At 67.7% G+C, this 25,688-nt stretch carries 20 protein-coding genes and 1 tRNA gene; 14 read left to right on the top strand and 7 right to left on the bottom strand.

The window, feature by feature from the left end; all coding sequences use genetic code 11:
- Positions 1-247 precede the first annotated feature (247 nt).
- Together CK625_RS05155 and CK625_RS05160 are read left to right on the top strand one after the other, a co-directional pair.
- Positions 248-1,312 (top strand): AI-2E family transporter, encoded by a 1,065-nt coding sequence (locus CK625_RS05155; protein ID WP_095539229.1) that lies wholly within the window; start codon positions 248-250, stop codon positions 1,310-1,312.
- A gap of 30 nt (positions 1,313-1,342) precedes the next feature.
- The gene (locus tag CK625_RS05160) at positions 1,343-1,834 is read left to right on the top strand and encodes a DUF4304 domain-containing protein (RefSeq protein ID WP_095539230.1); all 492 of its coding nucleotides are present in this window, start codon (positions 1,343-1,345) and stop codon (positions 1,832-1,834) included.
- Between the two features lie 2 nt (positions 1,835-1,836).
- Here the strand turns inward: CK625_RS05160 and CK625_RS05165 are convergent, their stop codons facing one another.
- A complete protein-coding gene (locus tag CK625_RS05165; protein WP_095539231.1) occupies positions 1,837-4,857 on the bottom strand; it encodes a DUF2339 domain-containing protein in 3,021 nt (1,006 codons plus the stop codon).
- A gap of 119 nt (positions 4,858-4,976) precedes the next feature.
- On the opposite strand from CK625_RS05165, the gene CK625_RS05170 reads away from it, so the two are divergent.
- From CK625_RS05170 to CK625_RS05185, 4 genes are all read left to right on the top strand, one after another.
- Positions 4,977-5,849, top strand: coding sequence for an alpha/beta hydrolase (locus CK625_RS05170; RefSeq protein WP_095539232.1), 873 nt, complete (start codon positions 4,977-4,979; stop codon positions 5,847-5,849).
- Between the two features lie 129 nt (positions 5,850-5,978).
- Positions 5,979-6,054: transfer RNA gene (locus CK625_RS05175), tRNA-Gly, on the top strand.
- 284 nt (positions 6,055-6,338) lie between these two features.
- Positions 6,339-9,287, top strand: coding sequence for a valine--tRNA ligase (locus CK625_RS05180; RefSeq protein WP_095539233.1), 2,949 nt, complete (start codon positions 6,339-6,341; stop codon positions 9,285-9,287).
- Between the two features lie 228 nt (positions 9,288-9,515).
- The gene (locus CK625_RS05185; RefSeq protein WP_095539234.1) at positions 9,516-9,956 is read left to right on the top strand and encodes a putative toxin-antitoxin system toxin component, PIN family; all 441 of its coding nucleotides are present in this window, start codon (positions 9,516-9,518) and stop codon (positions 9,954-9,956) included.
- Positions 9,957-9,969: 13 nt separating this feature from the next.
- Here the strand turns inward: CK625_RS05185 and CK625_RS05190 are convergent, their stop codons facing one another.
- Genes CK625_RS05190 through CK625_RS05200 form a run of 3 tightly spaced genes read right to left on the bottom strand, consistent with a single transcriptional unit; the run spans position 9,970 to position 12,258 of the window.
- Entirely contained in the window at positions 9,970-11,505 is a 1,536-nt protein-coding gene (locus CK625_RS05190) for a TIGR04222 domain-containing membrane protein (protein WP_095539235.1), read from the bottom strand.
- Between the two features lie 50 nt (positions 11,506-11,555).
- Positions 11,556-11,891 (bottom strand): helix-turn-helix domain-containing protein, encoded by a 336-nt coding sequence (locus CK625_RS05195; protein WP_095539236.1) that lies wholly within the window; start codon positions 11,889-11,891, stop codon positions 11,556-11,558.
- Positions 11,842-12,258, bottom strand: a complete 417-nt coding sequence (locus CK625_RS05200; RefSeq protein WP_095539237.1) for a type II toxin-antitoxin system RelE/ParE family toxin — start codon at positions 12,256-12,258, stop codon at positions 11,842-11,844. The genes CK625_RS05195 and CK625_RS05200 overlap by 50 nt, the downstream gene beginning before the upstream one ends.
- 139 nt (positions 12,259-12,397) lie before the next feature.
- Between CK625_RS05200 and CK625_RS05205 the strand changes: the two genes are divergently transcribed.
- From CK625_RS05205 to CK625_RS05235, 7 genes are all read left to right on the top strand, one after another.
- Positions 12,398-12,889: an NUDIX hydrolase gene (locus CK625_RS05205; RefSeq protein WP_095539238.1), complete on the top strand. Its 492-nt coding sequence runs from the start codon at positions 12,398-12,400 to the stop codon at positions 12,887-12,889.
- A 59-nt stretch (positions 12,890-12,948) separates the two neighbouring features.
- On the top strand, positions 12,949-14,352 hold the full coding sequence (locus CK625_RS05210; RefSeq protein WP_095539239.1) for an aminopeptidase P N-terminal domain-containing protein: 1,404 nt from the start codon (positions 12,949-12,951) through the stop codon (positions 14,350-14,352).
- Between the two features lie 107 nt (positions 14,353-14,459).
- Entirely contained in the window at positions 14,460-15,767 is a 1,308-nt protein-coding gene (hemL, locus tag CK625_RS05215; protein WP_095556062.1) for a glutamate-1-semialdehyde 2,1-aminomutase, read from the top strand.
- Positions 15,768-15,944: 177 nt separating this feature from the next.
- Entirely contained in the window at positions 15,945-16,364 is a 420-nt protein-coding gene (locus tag CK625_RS05220) for a PaaI family thioesterase (protein ID WP_095539241.1), read from the top strand.
- A complete protein-coding gene (locus CK625_RS05225) occupies positions 16,361-16,780 on the top strand; it encodes a PaaI family thioesterase (protein WP_095539242.1) in 420 nt (139 codons plus the stop codon). The genes CK625_RS05220 and CK625_RS05225 overlap by 4 nt, the downstream gene beginning before the upstream one ends.
- A gap of 217 nt (positions 16,781-16,997) precedes the next feature.
- Positions 16,998-17,195, top strand: a complete 198-nt coding sequence (locus CK625_RS05230) for a CsbD family protein (protein WP_095539243.1) — start codon at positions 16,998-17,000, stop codon at positions 17,193-17,195.
- Between the two features lie 343 nt (positions 17,196-17,538).
- Positions 17,539-21,339, top strand: a complete 3,801-nt coding sequence (locus tag CK625_RS05235; RefSeq protein WP_095539244.1) for a hydantoinase B/oxoprolinase family protein — start codon at positions 17,539-17,541, stop codon at positions 21,337-21,339.
- Between the two features lie 21 nt (positions 21,340-21,360).
- On the opposite strand, the gene CK625_RS05240 is transcribed toward CK625_RS05235, so the two are convergent.
- The gene (locus CK625_RS05240; RefSeq protein ID WP_095539245.1) at positions 21,361-22,506 is read right to left on the bottom strand and encodes a 2Fe-2S iron-sulfur cluster-binding protein; all 1,146 of its coding nucleotides are present in this window, start codon (positions 22,504-22,506) and stop codon (positions 21,361-21,363) included.
- 159 nt (positions 22,507-22,665) lie between these two features.
- On the opposite strand from CK625_RS05240, the gene CK625_RS05245 reads away from it, so the two are divergent.
- Positions 22,666-23,424, top strand: a complete 759-nt coding sequence (locus CK625_RS05245; protein WP_095539246.1) for a hypothetical protein — start codon at positions 22,666-22,668, stop codon at positions 23,422-23,424.
- 7 nt (positions 23,425-23,431) lie between these two features.
- On the opposite strand, the gene creC is transcribed toward CK625_RS05245, so the two are convergent.
- Together creC and creB are read right to left on the bottom strand one after the other, a co-directional pair.
- Entirely contained in the window at positions 23,432-24,913 is a 1,482-nt protein-coding gene (gene creC / locus CK625_RS05250; RefSeq protein ID WP_095539247.1) for a two-component system sensor histidine kinase CreC, read from the bottom strand.
- Positions 24,910-25,668: a two-component system response regulator CreB gene (gene creB / locus CK625_RS05255; RefSeq protein WP_095539248.1), complete on the bottom strand. Its 759-nt coding sequence runs from the start codon at positions 25,666-25,668 to the stop codon at positions 24,910-24,912. Before creB ends, creC begins: the two co-directional genes overlap by 4 nt.
- Positions 25,669-25,688: the final 20 nt, after the last annotated feature.

Raw genomic sequence — 25,688 nt, forward strand, 5'->3', positions numbered from 1 at the left:
AAAACCCCGACATTGTGCCACTGCTGCCCGCCGCAGGGCGCAGCCGTGCGACTTTTGCCCCCGCCGGCGGACATGCCAAGCCGCCCGGGCGCAGCCAAACCACAACAGGCAGCGGCTGGCGCCAGGCTTTTGCCCACTGCCTGCACAGGGCGCGGCGGGTGCGTATACAGTGGCGCTCTTCTTTTCCTGTGCATTGGCGTGCGTGTGCGCGCCGCATGCGCATCGATACCTGCCCTCCTGCCCCGCCATGGACAAGCCCACCCTGCACAGCCGCGCCTTTCTGGCCATTCTGATCGCCGTGACGATTGCCTTTTTCGTGCTGCTGCGGCCGTTCTACAGCGCGATCTTCTGGGCCGCCACGCTGGCCGTGCTGTTCTGGCCCGTGCACCAGCGCATCCTGGGGCGCATGCCCACGCGGCGCAACCTGGCCTCGCTGCTGACGCTGCTGGTGTGCCTGCTGGTGGTCATCCTGCCGCTGCTGGGGGTGCTGACCTCGCTGGTGCAGGAGGTGCTGGCCTTCTACGGGCGCATCAACCGCGAGGGCAACGACTTCCAGCATTACTACCAGCAGATCGTCGCCGCCGTGCCCCAGCGCGTCTGGGATCTGCTCTCTCGGCTGGGGCTGGACAGCTTTGCCGACATCCAGCCCAAGCTGATGGCGGCAGCCAACCAGCTCGCGCGCGTGCTCTCGGCCCAGGCCGTGAACTTCGGCCAGAACACCCTGCAGTTCGGCCTGGCCTTCACGCTGATGCTGTACCTGCTGTTCTTCTTCTTCCGCGATGGCGCGGGGCTGATGGCGCTGGTGCGCCACGCCATCCCGATGGACAAGCGCTACTCCCGCCAGCTGAGCAGCAAGTTCAGCGCCGTGGTCAAGGCCACCATCAAGGGCAACATCGTCGTGGCGGCCGTGCAGGGCGTGCTCGGCGGGCTGCTGTTCTGGGCCATGGGCATCCAGGGCCCCATCCTCTGGGGCGTGGTCATGGGCGTGCTCTCGCTGCTGCCGGCCGTGGGCGCGGGCCTGGTCTGGGGGCCGGTGGCCATCTACCTGCTGGCCACGGGCGCGCTGCTCAAGGGCGGCATCATGATTGCCGTGGGCGTGGGCGTCATCGGCCTGGTGGACAACCTGCTGCGCCCCATCCTGGTGGGCAAGGAGACCAAGATGCCCGACTACCTGGTGCTGCTCTCGACGCTGGGGGGCATCTCGCTGTTTGGCATCACCGGCTTCGTTGCCGGCCCGGTCATCGCCGCGCTGTTCATGTCCATCTGGGCCATCTTCATCACCAAGAAGGAAGAAGGCAGCCTGGGGCGCTGAGCCCTGGTTCAAACAATCGGGAGAGCCGCCATGAGCGCCATCAGTCAACGCATCGACGCCATTGTTCGTCAGGCCCTGGCCCAGCCCCTGAAAGAGCGGGGCTTCGAGCGCCAGGGGCGCAGCTTTCGCCGCGCCGAAGGCGGGGGGCGCATCGCCGTGCTGCAGGTGCAGGGCAGCAAATGGAACTACGGCGACAGAGGCCGCTTCACCGTCAACCTGGGCATCTGGCAGCCCATGCTGGGCCAGCCGCTGCTGCAGCGGCCCAAGGAATACGAATGCCAAACGCGCCAGCGCATCGGCTTCTTGCTGCCCGAATACCGCCAGGACCATTGGTGGCGGCTGGACGCACATACCGACGACGCAGCCATAGCCCAGACACTGCGCCAGGCCGTGCTGGAGCATGGCCTGCCCTGGTTCGAAGCCCAACGGCCGCCCGCAGTGACGCAGCTGGCCGAAGGCTGGCTCACCCGGCTGCGCCGCTGGCTGCAGCAGCGCATGCAGCGCGGCCAGCGCGGCGACTGAAATCAAGCATCTGCGGCCTCTTCATTGGCCGCGCTGGCGCGCTCGCGCGGCGGCGCCGGGGCCAGGTAGCCCACCACCACGCACAGCAGGCCATAGCCCATGAACGAGGCAATGCCCCACAGATTGCCCAGGTGCTGGCGATCGAGCAGCACCAGCTTGAGCAGCACCGCGCCCATGACCAGCAGGCCCAGCGTCCACAGCGGCCGCGAGCGCCGGCGCGAGCCCTGCACCCAGGCGGCCACCGCCAGCGCCCCCCACAGCAGCGTCAGCACCGTCTGCGCCAGCGCGCTGTGCAGCAGGGCCGGCAGCGCCCAGGGCACGCCGGCCCAGTGGTGCACAGCCGCCAGGGCGGACTTGCTCAGCCACAGCAGCGCCAGCAAAGCCGCCAGCCCATAGGGCTGCCCGCTGCCCTGCCCTGCCAACCAAGGCCAGGGCGGCGCGGTCTTGGCACCCTGCAGCGGCCACCACAGCCGCAGCGCCAGGCCCAGGCTGGCCAGCAGCGCCAAATCCTGCGGATTGAGCACCGGCAACCACGGCAGCGGCGCGGGCCGGCCCGGCAGCAGCAGGCCGGGCAAGGCCACCAGGCCCAGCGCCCACAGCGTGCAGCGCGCCAGCACCCGCGGCCAGTGGCGCGCCGCATCTGAGGCCGCACCTGGCGCGGCAGCGGCCCTGGCGGGCGCGGCGGATACAGCAAGCGCCTCAGGCGCAGCGCCATAGCCCAGCCATTGCGGCGCGCGCATTTGCAGCAGCGCCAGGCCCAGCGCCGGCGCCGCCAGCAGCGGCAGCGCCCAGCCCTGCAGCAGCGCAGCGTCCGGCCCCAGCCAGTCCTCGCAGGCCTGCCACAGCCACAGCGTGGCCGCCAGCAGGGCATGCAGCCACCAGGCGGTATTGGCCTGTGCGTGCCAGGCCCGCACCGCGCGCCCCTGGGCTGGCTCGCCCATGCGGGCCGGGCGCGCGGGCCCCAGCCAGTGCAGCACGGCGCGGCTGCTGGCCAGGTACATCGCCAGCGCCAGAGCCATCCACAACGAATGCGGGTGGTACCAATGGCCCGGATCCAGCAGCCAATGCAGCATGGGCCCGGCCAGGCCCAGCAGCAGCGCCGTGCGCGCCAGCACTGGCAACGGCAGGCTCCAGCGGTACACAGCCGCCGCCGCGCAACCCAGCAGGGCCAACAGCATCAGGCGCCAGGCCTCGGCCGCGGCCCCGCTGCTGTGCAGCGCAATCTCGCGCAGGCCCGCGCCCAGCAGCTCCAGCACGCCCAGGATCAGCAGGCCCAGCGCCCAGCGGTCGTGCAGGGGGCGCTGACGCCAGCGGGCCAGGCACCAGGCCGCGGCCAGCAGCGTCAGCGCCAGGAACGCCGTGGTCGCAAACCAGGGGTTGAGCACTGGCCAGGCCGGTTGAACAACGGCCGTGGCTTGCCCGTTGCCGATCCCACCATTGCGCGCCTGCTGCAGCACCAGCCAGGCCAGCACGTGCAGCGTCAGGCCCAGGCCTTGCAGCAGCGGTTGGCGCTGGCGCAGGCCCTGCCAGAGCAAGGCCAGCGCCAGGCTGGCCCAGGCCACGCTGGTGGCCTGGGCCGAGAACGCCAGCGGCACGGTGAGCGCGGCAAAACCCGCGCCCAGCACGGCCCAGTCGCGCACCAGCGGCCGCAGCCGCGCCTGGTGGCGCAGGCCATAGGCCAGCGCGCCGTACAACAGGCTGGCGGCCAGCGCCACCGCAGCCAGCGGGCGGCGCTGGCCTTCGAGCAGCACCGCCTGCAGCGCCAAGGCCGCCAGCGGCGCGCCGTACACCAGCACGGCGTCGATCCAGCGCCAGCGCTGCTGCGCCGGGCCGTGGCCCCGCCAGGCAGACCAGGCCGGCAAAAGCAGGTACAGCGCGAAGAACAGCGCCAAAAACGCCTGCGCGCTGGCCTGATGAGGCAAGGGCCAAGGCTGCGCCCTCAGCCACAAACCAAAGAAACCGAACGTGAAGCCCAAGCCCAGCAATTGCAGCGGCTGCCAGGCGCGCCCCAGGCAGATGGCAAAAATCGCCGCATTCAAGGCCGCGTAGTAGCTGAACAAGGCCACGTGGCCGCCGCCGCTGCCAAGCCACAGCGGCGCCAGAAAACCGCCAAGCACGCCAAACATCGCCAGCGCCAGCGCGTCCTGGCGCAAGGCCAGCCAGACCGTCAGCGCCAGCGTGGCCAGCGTGCCCGCCAGCGCCGCGCCGGCAGGCAGCAGGCCATAGAGGCGGTAGGCTGCAAACCAGGTCAGCAGCAAGATGCCCAAAGCGCCGCCTTGCACGCTCAGCGCAAAACCGCGCCGCGCTTGACGCTGGCGCCAACCAAACCACAGGCCGGCCACCGCCGCCGCCTGCACGCCCAGCAAACGGGCCCACATCGGCAGCTGCACCCATTGCTGCTCATGGGCGTAGCGCAGCAGCGCGGCCACGCCGGCAAACAGCACCAGCATGCCCACCTTGACGGGGACATTGCCCGTGCTGAACCAGTGCCTTAGCCAGGCCATGACCCCGCCGGTCGCCGTGCCGCCGGGCGGCTGACTGTGCTCGCGCCGATGGCGGGGCGGCAAATCGCTCCACAGCGCCTCTTCGGCCTGCGCATCGCGCAGCGGGGCCGCATCGGCGCTGGCCTGCCCCAACGGCGCAGCCGCCGGGGGCGAAGGCTCGCGAGCAACCGCTGCCGCCCACAGCCTGGCCTGAGCGGCCAGGCTGCCTTGCTGTTCGTCCCCTGCCTGCTGCGCCGTGGCGCTGGCTGCCGGCGGGGCTGCGGCGTGGGCCATCGGGGCGGCAACGGTGACAGTGGCTGTGGCTGGCTCACGCGTCGCCACAGGCGCAGCAGCCACGGGGCCAGCGCCTGCGGCCAAGGATTGCTGCAGCTGCTGGATCTGGCGCTGCTGCTGCTGGCTGCGCTGCTCCAGCGCACGCACCTGGCGGCGCAGCCTGTGCAGGCTCAGGCCGATGAACAACAGCACCAGGGGCAAGGCCATGAGCAAGCCCCCGAAAAACAGCTCTATCCATGGATCCATCGGGCCTCCCCCCTGATCGACTGCTTTGTGATTGGCGCCCGCCAGTGTAGGGCCTGCATGCGCAGCCCCGGCCAACGCGGCATACTCGGCAACCTTGCCCTCTTGAGCACACCCACGCCATGAACGACTCCAACACCATGCCCAGCCTGTACCGCGACCTGCCCACGCAGGAGGCCATCGACCAGGCCTACAACCCCTCGCTGGGGCTGGATCTGGGGGCCATCGTGCAGCATTTCGAGACGCAGTCCGAGCGCGCGCGCCAGCGCTGGCGCTACATCCCGGACGTGCCCTACGGCCCCACGCGCGAGGAAAAGCTCGACATCTTCCCCGCCGACCGCCCCGATGCGCCCGTGCTGCTGTTCATCCACGGCGGCTACTGGCGCTCGCGCTGCGCCCGCGACTTCAGCGCCATCGCCCAGGGCCCGCGCGAGCTGGGCATGACGGTGGTGCTGATCGACTACGCCCTGTGCCCCAAGGTCACGCTCGATGAAATCAGCCGCCAGGCGCGCGCCAGCCTGGTCTGGGTGCGGCGCCACATCGCGCAGTACAACGGCGACCCAGGGCGCATCACGCTGGCCGGCCATTCGGCCGGCGCGCACCTGGCCGCCATGTGCCTGCAAACGCCCTGGCAGCGCGACTACGGCCTACCCCAGGACCTGGCGCGCGCCGCGCTGCTCATCAGCGGCATCTACGACATTGCCCCGCTGCGCTACAGCTACCTGCAGCCGGCCATCCAGCTCGACAGCGGCATCATCGCGCGCAACTCGCCCATGTTTGGCGTGCAGCCCAGCCAGGCCCAGGCCCTGCTGACCTGGGGCGCAGACGAAAGCAGCGAGTTCGCCCGCCAGTCGCAGGACTTCCTGGCCCAATGGCACGGCGCTGGCAACCAAGGCAGCGCACTGGCCCTGCCCGGCGCCAACCACTACACCGCGCTCGACGGGCTGGGCCGCGCCGACAGCGCCCTGTGCCAATGGCTGGCGCAGCATGGGTGAGAACCAGTTTTGAGAACCCGTTCCAGGCCGGCGCAAAAAAATTTTCACATTTCGCCAGACGGGCCAAAAAACACCCCTATAATCTCGGCTTTCGCTGATGCGCTCTCAAGCCGAGAGGCGTTGGCCAATGCGGGAATAGCTCAGTTGGTAGAGCGCAACCTTGCCAAGGTTGAGGTCGCCGGTTCGAGACCGGTTTCCCGCTCCAGATTCAAGCAGTCGCCAGCGGCGGCTGCCCAATGAAAAGGGCCTGCAAAGGCCCTTTTTTCATGCGCGCGCCAATGCACAGGCTCTGCGCCCGCCCTGACCTGCCCAGGCACGGACGCCCTCCCCCAACACCCCATAGAATCGCGCCTTTGGCTGTCAGAACTTGCAAGTTTGGCTGTCAGATCTGGCACTTTTGGTTGTCAGATCTGGCGCTAACAGATTCTCAGTGCCAGCACGCCGCCGCAGCGTCAGGCGGCGCCATGCCCCCATTCCCGCCCCATTGCCATGAGTCCATCGACCCCCGCCCAACCCGGCCTCGCCTCCCTGTCCAAATCCTTTGAACCCGCCGCCATCGAGGCCCAATGGGGCCCCGCGTGGGAGGCCGCAGGCTTAGGCGCGGCGGGCTTTCGCGGCACGGGCGCGCCCAGCGCCGAGGCCGCGGCCAAGGGCGAGAACTTCGCCATCCAGTTGCCGCCGCCCAATGTGACGGGCACGCTGCACATGGGCCATGCCTTCAACCAGACCATCATGGACAGCCTCACGCGCTACCACCGCATGCGGGGCTTCAACACGGCCTGGATTCCGGGCACCGACCACGCCGGCATTGCCACGCAAATCGTGGTGGAGCGCCAATTGCAGGCGCAAGGCATCAGCCGCTACGACATGGGCGCGACGCTGCCCGAGGCGCGCAAGAACTTCGTCGCCAAGGTGTGGGAGTGGAAAGAGCAGTCGGGCAACACCATCACCGAGCAAATGCGCCGCATGGGCGACACGGTGGACTGGAGCCGCGAGTACTTCACGATGGATGACAAGCTCTCCAAAGTGGTGACGGAAACCTTTGTGCGCCTGTACGAGCAAGGCCTGATCTACCGTGGCAAGCGCCTGGTGAACTGGGACCCGGTGCTCAAAAGCGCGGTGAGCGACCTGGAGGTGGAAAGCGTCGAATCCGACGGCAAGATGCACTACATCTGCTACCCCTTCGTCGATGGGCCACAGATGATTAACGGCCAGCTTGAGCGCGGCATGACCATTGCCACCACGCGCCCCGAGACCATGATGGCCGATGGCGCGCTGGCCGTGCACCCCGAGGACGAGCGCTACAAGCACCTGGTGGGCAAGTGGGTGGAGCTGCCGCTGAACAACCGCAACATCCCCATCATTGCCGATGATTTCGTCGATCGCGAGTTCGGCTCGGGCTGCGTGAAGATCACTGGCGCGCACGACTTCAACGACTACGCCTGCGCCTTGCGGCACGACCTGCCGCTGATCACCATCTTCACGCTGGATGCGCACATCAACGACAACGGCCCTGCACCCTATCGCGGGCTGGACCGCTACGAAGCGCGCAAGCAGTTCCTGGCCGACTTGCAGGCCGGCGGCTACGTGATCGACATCAAGCCGCACAAATACATGCTGCCCATTTGCGCGCGCACCGGCTCGGTGGTGGAGCCCATGCTCACCGACCAATGGTTCATCGCCATGACCAAGGTGGGCGAGGGCGAGACCAAATCCATCGCGCAAAAGGCCATCGACGCCGTGCAAAGCGGCCAGGTGCGCTTTGTGCCCGAGAACTGGGTCAACACCTACAACCAGTGGATGAACAACATCCAGGACTGGACCATCAGCCGCCAGCTCTGGTGGGGCCACCAAATCCCCGCATGGTACGGCGAGGACGGCAGCGTGTACGTGGCCCGCAACGAGCAGGAGGCCCGCGACAAGGCCGCTGCCGCAGGCTACACCGGCGCATTGGAGCGCGACCCCGACGTGCTGGACACCTGGTACTCGTCAGCGCTCGTGCCCTTCTCGACCATGGGCTGGCCCGAGGCCCAGAGCACGGACGGCAGCAGCAATGCCACCGCCGACTACAACCTCTACCTGCCCAGCAGCGTGCTGGTCACCGGCTACGACATCATCTTCTTCTGGGTCGCGCGCATGATCATGATGACGACCCACTTCACCGGCCGCGTGCCCTTCAAAGACGTGTACATCCACGGCCTGGTGCGCGACGCGCAGGGCAAGAAGATGAGCAAATCGGAAGGCAACGTGCTCGACCCCGTGGACTTGATCGACGGCATCGCACTCGAACCGCTGCTCAAAAAACGCACCACCGGCCTGCGCAAGCCCGAAACCGCGCCGCAGGTGGAAAAAGCCACGCGCAAAGAATTCCCCGATGGCATCCCTGCCTACGGCGCGGACGCGCTGCGCTTCACCTTCGCGGCGCTGGCGAGCCTGGGCCGCAACATCAACTTCGACAGCAAGCGCTGCGAGGGCTACCGCAACTTCTGCAACAAGCTCTGGAACGCCAGCCGCTTCGTGCTGATGAACTGCGAAGGCTTTGATTGCAGCGACGAGGGCACGGCCCAGCACCGCAGCGCCGCCGATCGCTGGATCGTCAGCCGCCTGCAAAAGACCGAGGCCGCCGTGGCCCAAGGCTTTGCCGACTACCGCCTGGACAACGTCGCCACCGCCATTTACGACTTCGTCTGGAACGAGTACTGCGACTGGTACCTGGAAATCGCCAAAGTGCAAATCCAGACCGGCAGCCCCGATCAGCAACGCGCCACGCGCCGCACCCTGCTGCGCGTGCTCGAAGCCGTGCTGCGCCTGGCGCACCCCGTCATCCCGTTCGTGACCGAGGCGCTGTGGCAAGTCGTGGCCCCGCTGGCGGGCAAGACCGTGCCGCCCGGCGGCAGCATCGCCACCGCGCCCTACCCACAGGCGCAGGCCGAAAACATCGACGAAGCGGCAGAAAGCCAAGTCGCCCAGCTCAAAGCCCTGGTGGACGCCTGCCGCACCCTGCGCGGCGAAATGAACATCTCCCCCGCCCAGCGCCTGCCGCTGTATGCCGTGGCCGATTCGGCTGCCGCCAGCCAGCAACTGCACGCCGTGGCGCCCGTGCTCAAAGCCCTGGCCAAGCTCAGCGAAGTCAAGGTCTTTGCCAGCGAGGCCGAGTGGGCGCAAGCCGCTGCCGCCGCGCCCGTGGCCGTGGTGGGCGATGCGCGCCTGTGCCTGTTCGTCGAAATCGACGTGGCCGCCGAAAAAGCCCGCCTGAACAAGGAAATCGCCCGCCTTGAAGGCGAGGTGAAAAAAGCCGAAGGCAAGCTCGCCAACGAAGCCTTCGTCGCCAAGGCCCCGCCTGCCGTCATCGAGCAGGAAAAGCAGCGCGTGGCCGACTTCGGCGCCACGTTGGCGCGCCTGCGCGAGCAGTTACAGAAGCTGGAGAAGCTGGCGTAACTTGGCTGACGCCCCAACGCCATGCCCCTGCACATTGCCACCCCTTGCAGGCCTGGCCCGCGCTGAGCGCGGCTGCGGGCCGCAAGGCCTGGCACGCCGATCTGCATGCATCGCCACAATGAAGGCCCACTGCCGCTTGCACTGCCAACGCAGCAGCTTCAAGGCCTGCGTGGCGCAGCCTCAAACTGCCATGCGGCTGGCACGCGCCCAGCAAACCAACCCGTAGAGATGACACCGCCGCGCGCCCTGGTGCTGGACACCAACATCGTGCTGGACATGCTGCTGTTTGGCGACCCGAGAGCGACCGCCGCGCAGGCGCAGCTGTGGGCTGCGCTGGCCCAACCCACGCCGCGCCTGCACTGGATCGCCACCACGGCCATGCGCGCCGAGCTCGCGCACGTGCTGACCTATGCCCACCTGCAGCCGCGCATGGCCCATTACCAGCGAACGGCGGCAGACATCCTGGCGCAATTCGACGCTGCGGTCACCCTGGTCAATGCCGCCGCCGAAACCGCCGTGCGCTGCCGCGATGGGGACGACCAGAAATTCATCGACCTGGCCATTGCCCACCGCGCCGTGCTGCTGAGCAAGGACCGCCAAGTGCTCAAGCTGCGCAACCGCCTGGCGCGGCTGGACGTGCTGGCCGCAGCGGCACTGCCGCAGCTTTGATAGCCTGCCCACATCAACCGCCACAGCCCCCACAACCGCCGCCGCAGCCACCGCCATCGCTGCCTGAGGAGCCACTGCCGGCAATGCCGCCGCAGCCCGCGCCGCCTTGCCCGCCCTGGGCTGCGGGCGGCTGCATGAATGCCCCTTGCAGCGGCGCTGCCGCCGCCATGCCCTCCAGCGCCACCCCGCCCAGCAGGGCCAGCGCCCATGGCAGATGCGCTTGCCGCGCCTGCTCTGGATCGTCGCTGCGCTCCAACTGCGCCAGGCGTTCGCGCTGGGCTTGCAGCACGGCCTGGCCTTCGAGGGTCAAGCGCGAGGGGCGCAAATGCCGCCACCACAGCAGCGGCGCCACCAGCAGCAACAGCAGCAGCGCCAACAAGAAGCCCACCGGGCGCTGCAGCTGCCAGCCGCTGAACACCCGCAGTGCGCCCACCAGCGCCAGGGCCGCGTAGCCCAGCGCCAGCAGCTTGGCATCCCAAGGCCGATACCACTGCCGGCGCTGCGGCGCCTGCAACCAGCCCTGCTGCCACAGGCGCTGTTGCAGATCGCGAATTTCCGGCTTGAGCTGCAGCACGGCCTGCGCCCCGCTCTCGCCGTTGAGCAGCGCGGCATCCACCTTGCGCTGCAGCGCATCGGGCGCCACCAGCGGCGCGCCGCGCTGCCAGGCGCCCTCGTGCCAATGCACATGGCCAGCCTGCCACAGCTCGGCGGCCACAGTGTGCGCCACCCGGTACGGCCCGCCGGCCAGAAAGGCCAGCTCATACAGCTGCGGCGCACGCGCCGGCAAGGCCTTGTGCCGCGCCGGGCGCAGCCGCCAATGCAAATGCCGTGCATACCAGAGCAAGGCCAGCATGGCCAGGCCATACAGCAACAAAAACAGCGCACCGGGCATGCGCTGCTGCGGCTGCGCCACCGTCAGCTGTGCGCAGCCAGCCATCCAGGCAGCCAGGCCCAGCGCCCATGCGGCGCGCCCACTCCAGCCATCTCCCCAGCCGCTGCCGCCGCTCTCGTACTCCTGCTGTTGCCTGGGCTGGCTGCGTGTGGGCCACCAGCGCGGTTTGGGGATGCGCCAATGAGGTCGCTGCGCCGCTGTGGGCCCAGGCTGCCAGCGCTGCGCGGGCGCGGGCCAGATGTCCGGCGGCGGGGCAGCGCCAAAGGCCTGGGCATAGGCCTGCAGCGTGCGCGCGTAGTTGCCCCGATGGCGCTGGCTCTCGCACGCGCCGCCTCGGTTGGGCACATGGTGCATGGTGACCTGCAGCACCTGCGGGCAGAACTGCTCGAAATAGGTCTGGCTGTCGAGCAGGTGCTCATGCCAGACGGCATCGACGACCTCGCTGGGGCATTGCGCGCCCTGGTGCGTGACCAGCAGCCACATGAAGCGCCGGTACTCCTGCACCGCACGCGCGGTATAGGCCGCATCCCAGCCATGGCGCTGGCGCAGCCGCAGCTCCAGATGGCGCGCAAAGCCCTCGTCCTGCGGCCGCCAGCCCTGCAGCCGCTGCCACAGGGCATCTGCCGGCCCGGCCTGGGCCTTGGTGTGATCGTTCATGCCTGCTCCTTTGCTGAGCTTTTGTGCAAAAAAACCGCTGGCGCGGCAAGTCACAGCACGGCTTCCAGCCCCTTGCGATCGAGCAGATTGAGCAGCTTGAGCGATGGGCCACTGGGCTGTTTATCGCCTTGTTCCCATTTCCTCACGGTTGAGACACTGGTGTTGAGCACACTGGCCAGCACCGCCTGGCTGAGCTTGAGCTGAGCGCGCAGCGCGCGAATCTGGGCGCTGTCGTAAGTCGGCACGGGCTCGATGCAAAGTGCCTCGAACTGGCCCATCTTGCGCTTGTCAATGAAGCCCAGGCGATGCAGATCGGCTGCTGTCTCATGCACTGCATCAAGGATCGGACTCTTGGCGCGAGGTTTGGTGGGGGTCTTGACGTTCATGGCAAATCTCCTGCAAGAAACCGTCCTCGACGGCTTTGTTCAACTGCGCGGGCGTGCGCGCCAGCAACTGGCTGGCCAGAGCCTGCAAGGCCTCCAGCTCCACAGCGGAAATGTTGGCACGCGCACTCTTCTCGAAGCCGAACACGAAGAACCAACGATTGCCCAGCCGAGTCGCCACGAGTGTTCTGGCGCCACCGCTTTTGCCACGGCCGGGCAGGGCCACGCGCTTTTTGACCACACCGCCACCCAGATCGGCATCCACCAGACCACAGCGCATTTCTTCGACAGCCGCGCAAAGCGCCGGGTCGGTCAATGCCGTTTTACGCATCCAACGGCTGAAATAGCGGGTCTTAAAGACTCGTGACATTGAAATATTGTGCCACCTAGTGGCATATTTTCCGAAAACTCCCATGCACTCATGACCGGACGGCCTTTGAATGCTCGCGCCTGCTCCTTGACTGTTCTATTGCCCGATGGGGGCTGACGGCAGTCCCATAATATGGCGCATGCCACAGCGCTGGAAACCCAATGTCACCGTCGCGGCCGTGATCGAGCGGCAAGGGCGCTTTCTGCTGGTCGAAGAGCACACTGCCGAGGGCCTGCGTCTGAATACGCCTGCCGGCCACCTGGACCCGGGCGAGAGCCTGCCGGCTGCCTGCCGCCGTGAAGTCCTTGAAGAGACGGCCTACGATTTCGAGCCCACCGCGCTGGTGGGCATTTATCTGCACCGCACCGCGCCAGATGCGCCGCAGGACATCACCTACCTGCGCTTTTGCTTTTGCGGCACGCTGGGCGCGCACCATGCCGCTCAGCCGCTGGACCAAGGCATCGTGCGCGCGCTGTGGCTGAGCCCACAGGAAATCCGAGCCAGCCGCGCGCTGCACCGCTCGGCGCTGGTGCTGCAAAGCATCGACGACTACCTGGCCGGCCAGCGCGGCGCGCTGGATTTGCTGCACGCCCACGTCCATCACCACCACTTGGAGGGGGGAGGGCAATAGCCCGCCCCCTGGCCTGCCAGCCATTGCGGCTGGCCTTTTGCTTTTTTCACCCCATCGCTATGCACCACCGCCCCGATTTCGATGCCACGCCCTACATCCAGCGCCGCCAGCGCCTGGCCGCCAGCCTGCCGCCGGGCAGCGTTGCGCTGATCCCCACGGCCCGGGAGTGCATTCGCAACCGCGACTCGCATTTCCCATACCGGCACGACAGCTACTTTTATTACCTGAGCGGCTTCACCGAGCCCGATGCCCTGCTGGTGCTGCACGCCGATGGCCAGAGCCTGCTGCTGTGCCAGCCCAAGGATCTGGAGCGCGAAATCTGGGACGGCTACCGCCTGGGCCCAGAGGCTGCCATCTCCACCCTGGGCGTGGATGAGGCCGACAGCATCGAGCAGCTGGACGCGCGCCTGCCCGCGCTGCTGGAAAACAAAAGCGCCATTTACTACCCCTTTGCCACACATGCAGGGCTGGCCGCGCAGGTCGAGCGCTGGCTCGAGCGCGTGCGCGCCCGCGCCCGTTATGGCGCGCAAGTGCCCACGGCGCAGCACGACCTGTGCGAACTGCTCGATGAGATGCGCTTGGTCAAGGACGCGCACGAAATCGCCACCATCGGCCGCGCCTGCCAAATCAGCGCCCAGGCCCACATCCGCGCCATGCAATGCTCGGCCCGGCTGCTGGCCGCTGGCGCCGATGCGCGCGAATACCACCTGGAGGCCGAGCTGCTGCACAGCTTCCGCCACCATGGCGCGCAAGGCCCAGCCTACAGCAGCATCGTCGCCGCTGGCTCCAACGCCTGCGTGCTGCACTACCGCGCCAGCGATGCGCCGCTGCGCCCGGGCGAGCTGGTGCTGATCGACGCCGGCTGCGAACTCGACGGCTACGCCAGCGACATCACCCGCACCTTCCCGGCCAATGGCCGCTTCAGCGGCGCGCAGCGCGCGCTGTACGAGCTGGTGCTGGCCAGTGAAGAAGCCGCCATCGCCGCGGCCCGCCCTGGCGCGCGCTTTACCGACCCGCACGACGCCGCTGTGCGCGTGCTCACCCAGGGCATGCTGGATCTGGGCCTGCTCGACGCTCAGCGCGTGGGCAGCCTGGACGATGCCATCGAGCAGCGCGCCTACTTCCAGTTCTACATGCACCGTACCGGCCACTGGATGGGCATGGACGTGCACGACTGTGGCAGCTACAACGAGCCCAGCGAGCGCGGTCAGCTGCACGAGCGGCGCGATGCGCTCTCGGGCGAGCTCATCCGCGAGCGCCCCTCCCGCATCCTGCGCCCCGGCATGGTGCTGACCATCGAGCCGGGCATCTACGTGCGCCCCGCCCCCGGCGTGCCCGAAGCCTTCCACCACATCGGCATCCGCATCGAGGACGACGCCCTCATCACTGCCGAGGGCAACACCCTGCTGACGCGCGATGCGCCGGTGCAGCCCGACGAGATCGAAGCGCTAATGCGCGCCTGATGTGCCGCTGTTGCACGCCCGATGCAGAAGAGCCCGTACAAGACCATGAAGCATGCCTGCCCGGGCGCTGCGCCCCCTGAACTGAAACCGACCCCATCCCCCCTGCCATGAACGCCAACCAAACCCTGTTCGAACGCGCCCAACGCAGCATCCCCGGCGGCGTCAACTCACCCGTGCGCGCCTTCAAGGCCGTCGGCGGCACACCCGCCTTCATCGAACGCGCCCAGGGCGCTTACCTCTGGGATGCTGGCGGCCAGCGCTACATCGACTACATCGGCTCCTGGGGGCCGATGATCCTGGGCCACGGCCACCCCGAGGTGCTGGAGGCCGTGGCCCGCGCCGCGCGCGAAGGCCTGTCCTTCGGCGCGCCGACCGAGCGCGAGATCGAGCTGGCCGAGCAAATCCTGCAGCTCATGCCCAGCATGGAGATGGTGCGCCTGGTCAACTCCGGCACCGAGGCCAGCATGAGCGCCATCCGCCTGGCGCGCGGGGCCACCGGGCGCCACAAAATCATCAAGTTCGAGGGCTGCTACCACGGCCACGCCGACGCCCTGCTGGTCAAGGCCGGCTCGGGCCTGGCCACCTTCGGCCACGCCACCAGCGCCGGCGTGCCGCCGGAGGTGGTGCGCGACACCCTGGTGCTGGAGTACAACAACGTCGCCCAGCTCGAAGAAGCCTTTGCCCGCTTTGGCACCGAGATCGCCTGCGTCATCATGGAGCCCATTGCCGGCAACATGAACTTCGTGCGCGCCAGCCTGCCCTTCATGCAGGCCGCGCGCCAACTCACGCGCCAGGCCGGCGCGCTGCTCATCATCGACGAGGTCATGACCGGCTTTCGCGTCGCGCTGGGCGGCGCGCAAAGCCTGTATGCCGCGCAGCTGCCGGGCTTTGCGCCCGATCTGACGGTGCTGGGCAAAGTCATCGGCGGCGGCATGCCGCTGGCCGCATTTGGCGGGCCGCGCGCCATCATGGAGCAGCTCGCGCCGCTGGGCCCGGTCTACCAGGCCGGCACGCTCTCGGGCAACCCCGTGGCCACCGCCTGCGGCCTGGCCACGCTGCGTCTGATCCAGCAGCCGGGCTTTCACGCCGCGCTGGGCGCGCGCGCGCGCGCCCTGGTCGATGGCCTGCAACAGGCCGCCAGCGCCGCCGGCATCGCCTTGAGCGTGGACAGCGAAGGCGGCCTGTTTGGCTTCTTCCTGCTGCCGCAGCTGCCGCAGAACTACCAGCAGGTCATGCGCAGCGACGGCGCACGCTTCAACCAGCTGTTCCACGGCCTGCTGGCGCGCGGCGTGTACCTGGCCCCAGCCCTGTATGAGGCCGGCTTCGTCAGCGCCGCGCACAGCGCCCAGGACATCGAAGACACCTTGGCCGCCGCGCGCGAGGTCTTTCAGGAAATGGCGCGAACTGCCGCATAGGCCAAGGGCAGCAACGCATCGTGGGCGTTGAGCGAAACTTGTCAGCCATGACCGCAGGGAATGCAAACAGGGCAAGCCCCTATTGCCCAAATCCCAGCGATTGGGCTGCAAGTGTGTCAAAGGCTGGGTTTCGTGCTCAATGCATCGAAAGGCCATCAACCCCTACAGGAGTTTTCCATGACCAATGAAGAAATGAAGGCCTACTTGCAGTCCATCATCGCCCAAACGCCCTTTGCCGCACATCTACAGGCAGAGGTTGTATCCATCGAACCCGGCAAGGTGGAGTTGAGCGTGCCCATCGTTCCAGAAAGGACAAGCCAGCATCATGGTTTTGTGCATGGCGCCGTGATCGGGTTTGTTGCAGACAGTGCTTGCGCCTGGGCCGCAGGTGCGGTGGCTGGCGATGTGGTGACTTCGGAATACAAACTCAATCTCCTGGCTCCCGCGATCGGCGAGCGACTCATTGGCGTTAGCTCAGTCATCAAGGCCTCCTCGCGCACAGTGGTCACGCAGGCCGAGGTATTTGCCGAACGGGGCAATGAGCGCAAGCTTGTTGCATTCGCCCTGGCCACCATTGCCAAGGTGGACGGAAAATGAATCCGCCCGATTGCCCAGAAGGCTTCAAGCCGCTGTTTCGCACCAGCCCGTTCCTGGACGCAAGCGGCCCCTATTTCTACAAGCCTCTCGAAGAAGGCTTCATTGTTGGACTGCGCGTGGGTGCAAAGCACCTCAACACATCAGGCACAGCACATGGCGGGCTATTGGCCACCTTGGCAGACGTGGCGCTTGGATATGTGACGGCCATGTCGCAGCAGCCTCCCGTCCGCATGACGACGACCAATCTGGGGTTGGATTATGTCGGGGTGGCCCATGAAGGCGACTGGCTGCAGGCCCATGTCTCGGTGGTCAAGCTCGGCAGCCGTTTGGCCTTTGCCAATGCGCTGATCGCCGCCAACGAGGCGCCGGTCGCCACGGCCAGAGCCACGTTCCTGGTAATCGGCAGCGCCCCATGAAAGACCATTTCCCAAACCACGCCGCCAAGCCCCGTAATGGTTGAAAATCACAGCATTAACCGTTTCAGTCTTTATGGCGCCAACCCTGCTGCAATTAGCGTTCAAGTTCGTGAGACACCACTCACAGCGCCACGGAATTTGAAAAATTAGAAAATGACGTCATACTGAAAGCAAGATTTGATTTCCAAATCGAATTCAACTCCAGAAAGGAAATGCCATGAACATGGACATCATCGAAGGCAAGTGGGAGCAACTCAAAGGCAAGGCCAAGGAAAAATGGGGCAAGCTGACCAATGACGACTGGACCGTCATCGAAGGCAAGCGAGATCAAATGGCCGGCCTGATCCAGGAGCGCTACGGTCGCACCAAGGAAGAAGCAGAAAAAGAAGTCGAAGACTGGTTCAACAGCAATTGATCGGCCGATCATCATCGGATTAATCGCCCGTCATCGCCAAAACCCACGACATGAAAAATCCACCCGATCGGGTGGATTTTTCATGGGCGACCCATTCATTTTGAGCGCCAAGGCATATTTTGGCATTTCAGAACCGAAAATCGTACAGGATTTTCCAGGGAAAGGCCCCCTCTGCCGAGCGCCAAAATTCGCCACACTGTCACCCCCGCGAAAGCGCCAGGCCCGCGCAGCCCGCCGCCAACGCCCATTGCATGCACACTGCATGTTTGCGCCCCGCGCGGGCGAGGCCCTTACCCCGCCCGCGCGATGCGGCCTTGTTGCGTTCACCATCTTTCTTCCAAGCATGACCTCTGCCCTTCCCCCCGCAGCCCGCTGGCAATTCTGGATCGACCGCGGCGGCACTTTCACCGACATCGTGGCCAAGCGCCCCGACGGCAGCCTCATCACCCACAAGCTGCTGAGCGAAAACCCCGAGCAGTACCGGGACGCCGCCGTGGCCGGCATCCGCCAGCTGCTGGGCCTGGCCCCTGGCGAGCCCATCACGCCCGAGCGGGTCGAGTGCGTGAAGATGGGCACCACCGTGGCCACCAATGCGCTGCTGGAGCGCAAGGGCGAGCCCACGCTGCTGGTGACCACGCGCGGCTTTCGCGACGGCCTGCGCATTGCCTATCAGAACCGCCCGCGCCTGTTTGATCGCCACATCGTGCTGCCCGAGCTGCTCTACAGCGCCGTGGTCGAGGCCGACGAGCGCGTCAGCGCCCAAGGCGAAATCGTCACGCCGCTGGACGAGGCGCAGCTGCGCCAGGCCCTGCAGGCGCAGGCCAGCCAGGGGCTGCGCTCGGTGGCCATCGTGTTCATGCACGGCTGGCGCTTCACCGCCCACGAGCAGGCCGCCGCGCGCATCGCCCGCGAAGTGGGCTTTGCACAAATCAGCGCCAGCCATGCCACCAGCCCGATGATGAAGTACGTCAGCCGGGGCGACACCACGGTGGTCGATGCCTACCTCTCACCCATCCTGCGCCGTTACGTGGATCAGGTGGCCGGCGAGATGCCGGGCGTGAAGCTGTTTTTCATGCAGTCGAGCGGCGGCCTGACCGATGCGCGCGCCTTCCAGGGCAAGGACGCCATCCTCAGCGGCCCGGCCGGCGGCATCGTGGGCATGGCGCGCACTGCGCAGCTGGCCTTTGCGCACGAGCGAGCCAATCCGCCGCCCGAAGCCGCAGCAGAGGCGCCCAGCGAGGCAATGCGCGCCGATCACCCCCGGGTCATCGGCTTCGACATGGGCGGCACCAGCACCGACGTGAGCCACTACGCCGGCCAGTTCGAGCGCGAGTTTGAAACCCAGGTGGCCGGCGTGCGCATGCGCGCGCCCATGATGAGCATCCACACCGTGGCCGCTGGCGGCGGCTCCATCCTGCAGTTTGACGGCACGCGCTTTCGCGTCGGCCCGCAAAGCGCCGGCGCCAACCCCGGCCCGGCCAGCTACCGGCGCGGCGGCCCGCTGGCCGTGACCGACGCCAACGTCATGGTCGGCAAGCTGCAGCCGGCCTATTTCCCCAAAGTGTTCGGCCCCGACGCCAGCCAGGCGCTCGATGGCGAGGTGGTGCGTGCGCGCTTTGCCGACATTGCCCAGCAAGTCGGCGCTGGCGCTGCGGGCGAGCAGCGCAGCCCCGAGGACGTGGCGCACGGCTTCATCCAGATCGCCGTGCAGCAAATGGCCGGCGCCATCAAGAAAATCAGCGTGGTGCGCGGCTACGACGTGACGCACTACACCCTGCAATGCTTTGGCGGCGCAGGCGGCCAGCACGCCTGCCTGGTGGCCGATGCGCTGGGCATGTCGCGCGTGCTCGTGCACCCGCTGGCCGGCGTGCTCTCGGCCTACGGCATGGGCCTGGCCGACCAGAGCGTGATGCGCGAGACCGCTGTAGAACTGCCACTTTCCGCTGCGGCCCTGCCCCAGGTGCGCCAGCGCCTGGCCGAGCTGACCCAGGCCGCCAGGGATGAGCTGCTGCGACAAGGCGTGGGCCAGGGCGCCATCGGCGTGCACCACCGGCTGCACCTGCGCTACGAGGGCACGGACTCGGCCCTGATCGTGCCCTTTGGATCCGATGACGGCTCCAATGACGACGCCGATGAAGCCGCCGATGACGGCGCGGCGCTGGCGGCCATCGGGCAGGCCTTCGATGCCGCCTACCTGCAGCGCTTTGGCTTTTTGATGCATGGCAAGGCGCTGGTGGTGGAGGCCGTCTCGGTCGAGGCCGTGGCCGCCGGCGACGCCCCGGCCGAGCGCGCCCAGCCCCTGCACCCCGCGCGCGAGGCGCCCCGGCGCGAGACCGTGCGCATCTACACCACCGGCCTGGACGGCCAGCCCAGCTGGCACGAGGCCGCCCTGGTCGTGCGCGAGGACATGCGCGCCGGCGACGTGCTGCAAGGCCCGGCCATCATTGCCGAGCAAAACGCCACCACTGTGCTGGAACCCGGCTGGCGCGCCCGCCTGACGGCGCTGGATCACCTGGTGCTGGAGCGCACTGCGCCGCGCGCCGCGCAGTTTGCCGCCGGCACGCAGGTTGACCCCGTGCTGCTGGAAGTGTTCAACCACCTGTTCATGAACATTGCCGAGCAAATGGGCCTGCAGCTGCAGAACACGGCCTACTCCGTCAACATCAAGGAGCGCCTGGACTTCAGTTGCGCACTGTTCGATGCGCAAGGCCAGCTCATCGCCAACGCCCCGCACATGCCCGTGCATCTGGGCTCCATGGGCGAGAGCATCAAGACCGTCATCCGCGACAACGCCGGCCGCATGCGCCCTGGCGACGTCTACGCGCTCAACGACCCCTACCACGGCGGCACGCACCTGCCGGACGTGACCGTCATCACCCCCGTGTACCTCGATGGCGCCAGCCAGCCGCTGTTCTACGTGGGCAGCCGCGGCCACCATGCCGACATCGGCGGCATCTCGCCGGGCTCCATGCCGCCGTTTTCCACCCGCATCGAAGAAGAAGGCGTGCAGATCAGCAACTTCAAGCTGGTCGATGCCGGCCGGCTGCGCGAGGCCGAGCTGATCGCGCTGCTGCAAAGCGGCCCCTACCCCAGCCGCAACCCGCAGCAAAACCTGGCCGACCTGAAAGCGCAGATCGCCGCCAACGAAAAAGGCGTGCAGGAGCTGCGCAAGATGGTCGAGCAATTCGGCCTGGACGTGGTGCGCGCCTACATGGGCCACGTGCAGGACAACGCCGAAGAAAGCGTGCGCCGCGCCATCGCGCGCCTGGCCGCGCGCATGCAGGGCGGGCAATTCACCCTGCCGCTGGACAACGGCGCGCACATCCAGGTGGACGTGCGCATCGATGGCGCCGCCCGCAGCGCCCGCGTGGACTTCAGCGGCACCAGCGCCCAGCAAAGCAACAACTTCAACGCCCCCACGGCCGTGTGCATGGCCGCCGTGCTGTACGTGTTCCGCATGCTGGTGGACGACGACATCCCGCTCAATGCCGGCTGCCTCAAGCCCATCGAGGTCATCATTCCCGAAGGCTCGATGCTCAGGCCCGCGCCGCCTGCCAGCGTCGTGGCCGGCAACGTGGAAACCTCCACCTGCATCACCAACGCCCTGATCGGCGCCCTGGGGCTGATGGGCGCCAGCCAGTGCACGATCAACAACTTCACCTTCGGCAACGCACAGCACCAGTATTACGAAACCATCTCCGGCGGCTCCGGCGCAGGCGGCGTGTTCGATGAGCGCGGCCAGCTGGTGGGCGGCTTTGACGGCGCCAGCGTGGTGCAAACGCACATGACCAATTCGCGCATGACCGATCCCGAGGTGCTGGAGTGGCGCTTTCCCGTGCGGCTGGAGAGCTACGCCATCCGCCCCGATTCAGGCGGCGCGGGCCGCTGGCGCGGCGGCAATGGCGGCGTGCGCCGCCTGCGCTTCTTGCAACCCATGACGGCCAGCATCCTCAGCAACGGCCGCGTGCACGGCGCCTTCGGCATGGCCGGCGGCGCAGCGGGCGCCGTGGGCATCAACCGCATCGTGCGCGCGGATGGCCAGGTGCAGGAGCTGGGCCACATCGGCAGCGCCGACATGCAGCCCGGCGACGTCTTCGAGATCCACACCCCAGGCGGCGGCGGCTTCGGCAGCAGCCCAGGGTGAGGGCAGGCAGCCAGAACCTGCTCAGGCCTGCGCCTCTTGCTGGGTGGCGCAGGCCGGGCAGCTGATCTGGCCGGTGCGCTTGTGGTAGAGCACGGTCACGCCGGCGGCCACTTCGGCGCCGCACTGGTCGCACAGCGTGGCCTCGGAGAGCGTCTCGTGGTCAAAGCCCTCGATCGAGAAGATCTGGTCGCCGATGCGCTTGGGCCACTCCTTGTCCTTGACGATGTCCCAGCGGTAGTACTCCTCAAAGCGCGTCCAGCGCTCGATCTGTGACTCGCTCAGGCCGTGCTCGCGCAGGGTTTCGACCATCAGACGCTGGCGGTGGTCGAACAGCGAGTGCGGGATGATCATCCAGTGGTGCATGTTGCGCGGGTTCTCGCCCCAATAGACCTTCTGGCCGGTCATCAGCTGCTGGATGAAGCTGTATTGCTTGCTGGCGGCGCGGTCCATGGTCACGCCGTGAAAGAACGGCGAGAGCAGCGGATCGGCATAGACCTTGGCATAGAAGGCGTCGAAGATCTTGCGCGCCAGCTTGCCGTTGTCCAGCTCCTGCCACAGCTGCGGGTCGGTCGGCGGCGGGGTGACCAGCTCGGGCAAGTCCTTGTAGTCCAGGTTGAAGGGGCCGCGCACCTCGAACTCCAGGCCGAACTCGGCGCCGGGCGCAAAGTAATCGGGCACCACATCGCCCTGCTGCAGCACCCAGCGCGCCTCGGGCACGGGCGTTTGCTGCGGGTCGCTGGTGAGCATGAGCACCGGCTCGTCCTCCGGCGCCGCGCCATTGACCAGGCGCAGGCTTTGGCCGGCGCGGTAGTCCAGCCCCGTCATGGGCTCGAACTGGATGCGCAGCGAGCCCGTGCCGTGGCCATCGACCTCCACCAGCATGCAGCGCGTGACCATGTCCTGCGCCTGCTTGCGCTCGAGCTGCATGGAGCCGGTGGCCACGCACTTGCAGGGCAGGAAGTAGCCGCGCTCACGCAGGCGGTCGGGCAGGCCGCGCTGGGCTTTCTCGGGGATCTCCCCGGTCACGCAGCGCGTCATGCAGGTGTGGCAGGAGCCACCCTTGCAGGAAAACGGCGTGGCAATGCCAACGCGCAGCATGGCGTCGAGCACGGTTTCATGCTCGAAAGGGCGGATGGTCTGGCCCTCGAATTGGATTTCTATGGTCATGGTCTCGTGGGAAGGGTTCAGGGCGTAGGGGTTGTCGGCAATGCAACGAATTGTTGCACGCCCGCCTGCGCCTGCCAAGCCACTGTGCGGCCTCGGCAGGGGCCCCGCCTACAATGCGCGGCTTGGCCTGTCGCATCTTGCCCCACAAGGAAAACCCACGTGCCCCCCGTTTCTGCCAGCGCGCCCGGCGTGCGCAGCGCTGCCCTGCCCCCCCCACGCGTCAGCCGGCTGCTGCAAGGCATGCAGCTGCTCACCGGGCTGGTGTTCGCCCCGGTGCTGTTCCTGCTGTGCCAGCGCCTGCCCGTGCAACTGGGCTGGGAGAACGGCCCGCTGGAGATGGCGCAGAACGTGCTTTTGGGCCTGGCGGCGCTGCTCTCGGCCGGCATGGCCTGGCGGCGCCGTGCGCACGCGCAGCGCTTTGTCTGGTGGGCGCTGGCCCTGCTCTGGCTGGTGCTGCTGGGGCGCGAGATGTCCTGGGGCGGCGTGTTCTGGCCGCCAGTGCGCGTGGAGACCATCATCGGCCCGTACTACAGCTCCCAGGTGCTGCCCTACAAGGGCTGGCTCAAGCTGCTGGATCTGGCGGCCGTGCTGGCGCTGGCGCTGCTGCTCTACCGCGCCCAGCCCCGGCAGCTGCTGCGCCAGGCCTGGCAGCAGCGCGTCTGGGCGCCCTGGGCCTTTGGCCTGTGCTGCCTGCTCTACACCGTCATCGCCACCATGGCCGATGGCAAGCCCGGCACCGTGGGCCACAGCTGGACGAATGCGCAAGTCATCGAGGAAGGCTTCGAGACCGTGGCCTATTATTTTTTGCTGCGCGCGCAGTTGTGGACGTTCTGGCGCTGGCTCAAGCCGCCCGCGCCACCTTCGCCACCTTCGCCACCTTCGCCACCTGCACAGCCTGCGCCGCCCGCACAGGCCTGAGCCTTCGTCAATCGGCCGCCATGGCAGAGGCCGGCAAAATCAGTCTGGCCTGCGCGCCCGGCCCGTCTGCGGCATTGGCAATCTCGATCTCGCCCTGGTGGATGCGCATGACTTCGCGCACGAAGGCCAGGCCCAGGCCGGTGCTTTTCTGCCCCGTGTCCGGGCGCGGCAGCGAATAAAACCGCTCGAACAAATGCCCCAGCGCGTAGTCGGGGATGCCCGCGCCCTGGTCGCGCACGGTGATGGCCTGCATGCGCGGCTGCGGCTGTGGCTGACCGGGCCCAGGCGGCCAGGGCTCGATGGCGATGGCGATGCGCCCGCCGGGCGGGGAGAACGCCAGCGCGTTGTCCAGCACATTGCCCAGCGCCTGCTGCAGCAGAAACTGATCGCCATGCACCGCCAGCGCCTGCGCCGCGCCCTGGCAATGCACGTGCACATCCAGCCCCTTGTGCTGCAGGCGCGTGGCGCGCGAGGCCACGACCTGCTGCACCCATTGGCGCGTGGGCACGGTGCGGGCGCTGGCCGGGGCCTGCAACTGCTCCACGCGGGCCAGCGCCAGCAGGCGGTCGATGATGCGCTGCAGGCGCTCGGACTGCTCCAGGATGGTCTGGGCAAACTGGCGCTGGTCAGGCTCCGGCGCGCCCGGCAGCAGCTCAGCGGCGGCGCGAATGGCCGTCAGCGGGCTTTTCATCTCGTGCGTCAGGCTTTGCACGTAGTGCTCCACATACTGCTTGCCATCGAGCTTGTGGCGCATGTGTTCCAGCGCCCGGGCCAGCTCCGTCAGATGTCGCCCGCCCGAGGTGGGCAGCTGGGCGCGCTGGCCTTCGGCCACGCGGCGCGCGTAGTCGCGCAGCCGGTGGATGGAGTGCGACAGCCAGGCCGTGAACAGCACGCCGATCGCCCCCGAGGCCAGCAGCAGCAGCAGGCCCAGCTGGCGCACCCGCTGGCGAGCGTTGTGCGCGTACTGGGCCACGCTGTGCGAGGGCTTACCCAGGCTGAGCACCCCCACCAGGTTGCCCTGGTCGATGATGGGCGCGGCCACGTACATGACGGAGCTGTTTTCATCGCCGGGCCTGTCGCGCGTGCTGCGCGCGCCGTAGTGCCCGCGCAGCGCCAGGTACACGTCGCGCCAGCGGCTGAAGTCGCGCCCCACGGCTTCGGACTCTGAGTCGAACAGCACGATGCCGCGCGTGTCCGTGATGTACAGGCGCAGGTCCATGTGGTTCTTGAGGTTGCCGTGGATGTTGGCCTCAGGCTGGCGCGACTTGGCAGCCTGCAGCGCGCGCTGCAGCTGCTCGTGCTGCAGGCGGCCCTGCGCCAGCTGCGGCGCGAGGATTTCGGCCAATAGATTGGCGCTGTCCACCAGCGTATCCTCCGTGCCCTGGCGCACGCCGGGCTCGACCTCGCGGCTGAAAAAGCCCAGGATGAACCAGGCCGCCAGGCCGACGATCAGGAAGTAGCCGATGAACAGCCGGATCGCAAAGCTCATGCGCGCAGGCTGTAGCCCAGGCCACGGTGGGTTTCGATGGGGTCGGCGTCGGCCTGCACGGCGCGCAGCTTGGCGCGCAGCGTCTTGATGTGGGCATCGACGGTGCGCTCCAGGCTTTCCTGCGCATCGCTCCAGACCTGCTCCATCAGCACGGCGCGGCTGAACACGCGCCCGGGCCGGGCCAGCAGCAGGGCCAGCAGGCGGTATTCATAGCGCGTCAGGCTCAGCCACTGGCCATGAAAGGCAATGCGCAGCCCAGGCTCGTCGTGCAGGAATGGCCCGCGCGCCTGGCCCTGCTGGCCCTGATGCGCTGCGTCCCCAGCCTGGGACTGCTGCGGCTGGGCCGCCGCGCCCGCGCCGCCCTTGCGCGTGCGCCGCAGGATGGCGCGCACCCGCGAGGCCACCTCGCGCGGGCTGAAGGGCTTGGAGACGTAATCATCCGCGCCGATCTCCAGGCCCACGATGCGATCGACCTCATCGCTGCGCGCCGTGAGAAACAGCACCGGCAGCTCGCCATGCTGGCGGATCGTGCGGCACAGGTCAAAGCCGCTCATGTCCGGCAGGCCCACGTCCAGCACTGCCAGCGCAAACGGTGGCGGCTGTGACGGTTGTGGCGCAGTCCCCAGTTGCAAGGCCTGCAGCGCCGCCGCGCCCAGCGCCACCCACTCGGTGGCAAAGCCCTCGGCCTGCAGCGCATAGGCCAGCGTCTGCGCAATGGCCGGCTCGTCCTCCACGATCAGAATGCGCTCGCTCATGGCTCAAGGATGTTCAAGAT

It is taken from the genome of Vandammella animalimorsus (assembly GCF_002285265.1).
GTDB lineage: Bacteria > Pseudomonadota > Gammaproteobacteria > Burkholderiales > Burkholderiaceae_C > Lampropedia.

Bases quoted from the DNA above. Each gene is read 5' to 3' on its own strand.
- CK625_RS05240 (WP_095539245.1), bottom strand. From the start codon at position 22,506: ATGACCATAGAAATCCAATTCGAGGGCCAGACCATCCGCCCTTTCGAG.
- CK625_RS05185 (WP_095539234.1), top strand. From the start codon at position 9,516: ATGACACCGCCGCGCGCCCTGGTGCTGGACACCAACATCGTGCTGGAC.
- creC (WP_095539247.1), bottom strand. From the start codon at position 24,913: ATGAGCTTTGCGATCCGGCTGTTCATCGGCTACTTCCTGATCGTCGGC.
- CK625_RS05155 (WP_095539229.1), top strand. From the start codon at position 248: ATGGACAAGCCCACCCTGCACAGCCGCGCCTTTCTGGCCATTCTGATC.
- CK625_RS05230 (WP_095539243.1), top strand. From the start codon at position 16,998: ATGAACATGGACATCATCGAAGGCAAGTGGGAGCAACTCAAAGGCAAG.
- CK625_RS05195 (WP_095539236.1), bottom strand. From the start codon at position 11,891: ATGAACGTCAAGACCCCCACCAAACCTCGCGCCAAGAGTCCGATCCTT.
- CK625_RS05200 (WP_095539237.1), bottom strand. From the start codon at position 12,258: ATGTCACGAGTCTTTAAGACCCGCTATTTCAGCCGTTGGATGCGTAAA.
- CK625_RS05220 (WP_095539241.1), top strand. From the start codon at position 15,945: ATGACCAATGAAGAAATGAAGGCCTACTTGCAGTCCATCATCGCCCAA.
- CK625_RS05180 (WP_095539233.1), top strand. From the start codon at position 6,339: ATGAGTCCATCGACCCCCGCCCAACCCGGCCTCGCCTCCCTGTCCAAA.
- hemL (WP_095556062.1), top strand. From the start codon at position 14,460: ATGAACGCCAACCAAACCCTGTTCGAACGCGCCCAACGCAGCATCCCC.
- CK625_RS05160 (WP_095539230.1), top strand. From the start codon at position 1,343: ATGAGCGCCATCAGTCAACGCATCGACGCCATTGTTCGTCAGGCCCTG.
- CK625_RS05165 (WP_095539231.1), bottom strand. From the start codon at position 4,857: ATGGATCCATGGATAGAGCTGTTTTTCGGGGGCTTGCTCATGGCCTTG.
- CK625_RS05235 (WP_095539244.1), top strand. From the start codon at position 17,539: ATGACCTCTGCCCTTCCCCCCGCAGCCCGCTGGCAATTCTGGATCGAC.
- CK625_RS05190 (WP_095539235.1), bottom strand. From the start codon at position 11,505: ATGAACGATCACACCAAGGCCCAGGCCGGGCCGGCAGATGCCCTGTGG.
- CK625_RS05205 (WP_095539238.1), top strand. From the start codon at position 12,398: ATGCCACAGCGCTGGAAACCCAATGTCACCGTCGCGGCCGTGATCGAG.
- creB (WP_095539248.1), bottom strand. From the start codon at position 25,668: ATGAGCGAGCGCATTCTGATCGTGGAGGACGAGCCGGCCATTGCGCAG.
- CK625_RS05225 (WP_095539242.1), top strand. From the start codon at position 16,361: ATGAATCCGCCCGATTGCCCAGAAGGCTTCAAGCCGCTGTTTCGCACC.
- CK625_RS05170 (WP_095539232.1), top strand. From the start codon at position 4,977: ATGAACGACTCCAACACCATGCCCAGCCTGTACCGCGACCTGCCCACG.
- CK625_RS05210 (WP_095539239.1), top strand. From the start codon at position 12,949: ATGCACCACCGCCCCGATTTCGATGCCACGCCCTACATCCAGCGCCGC.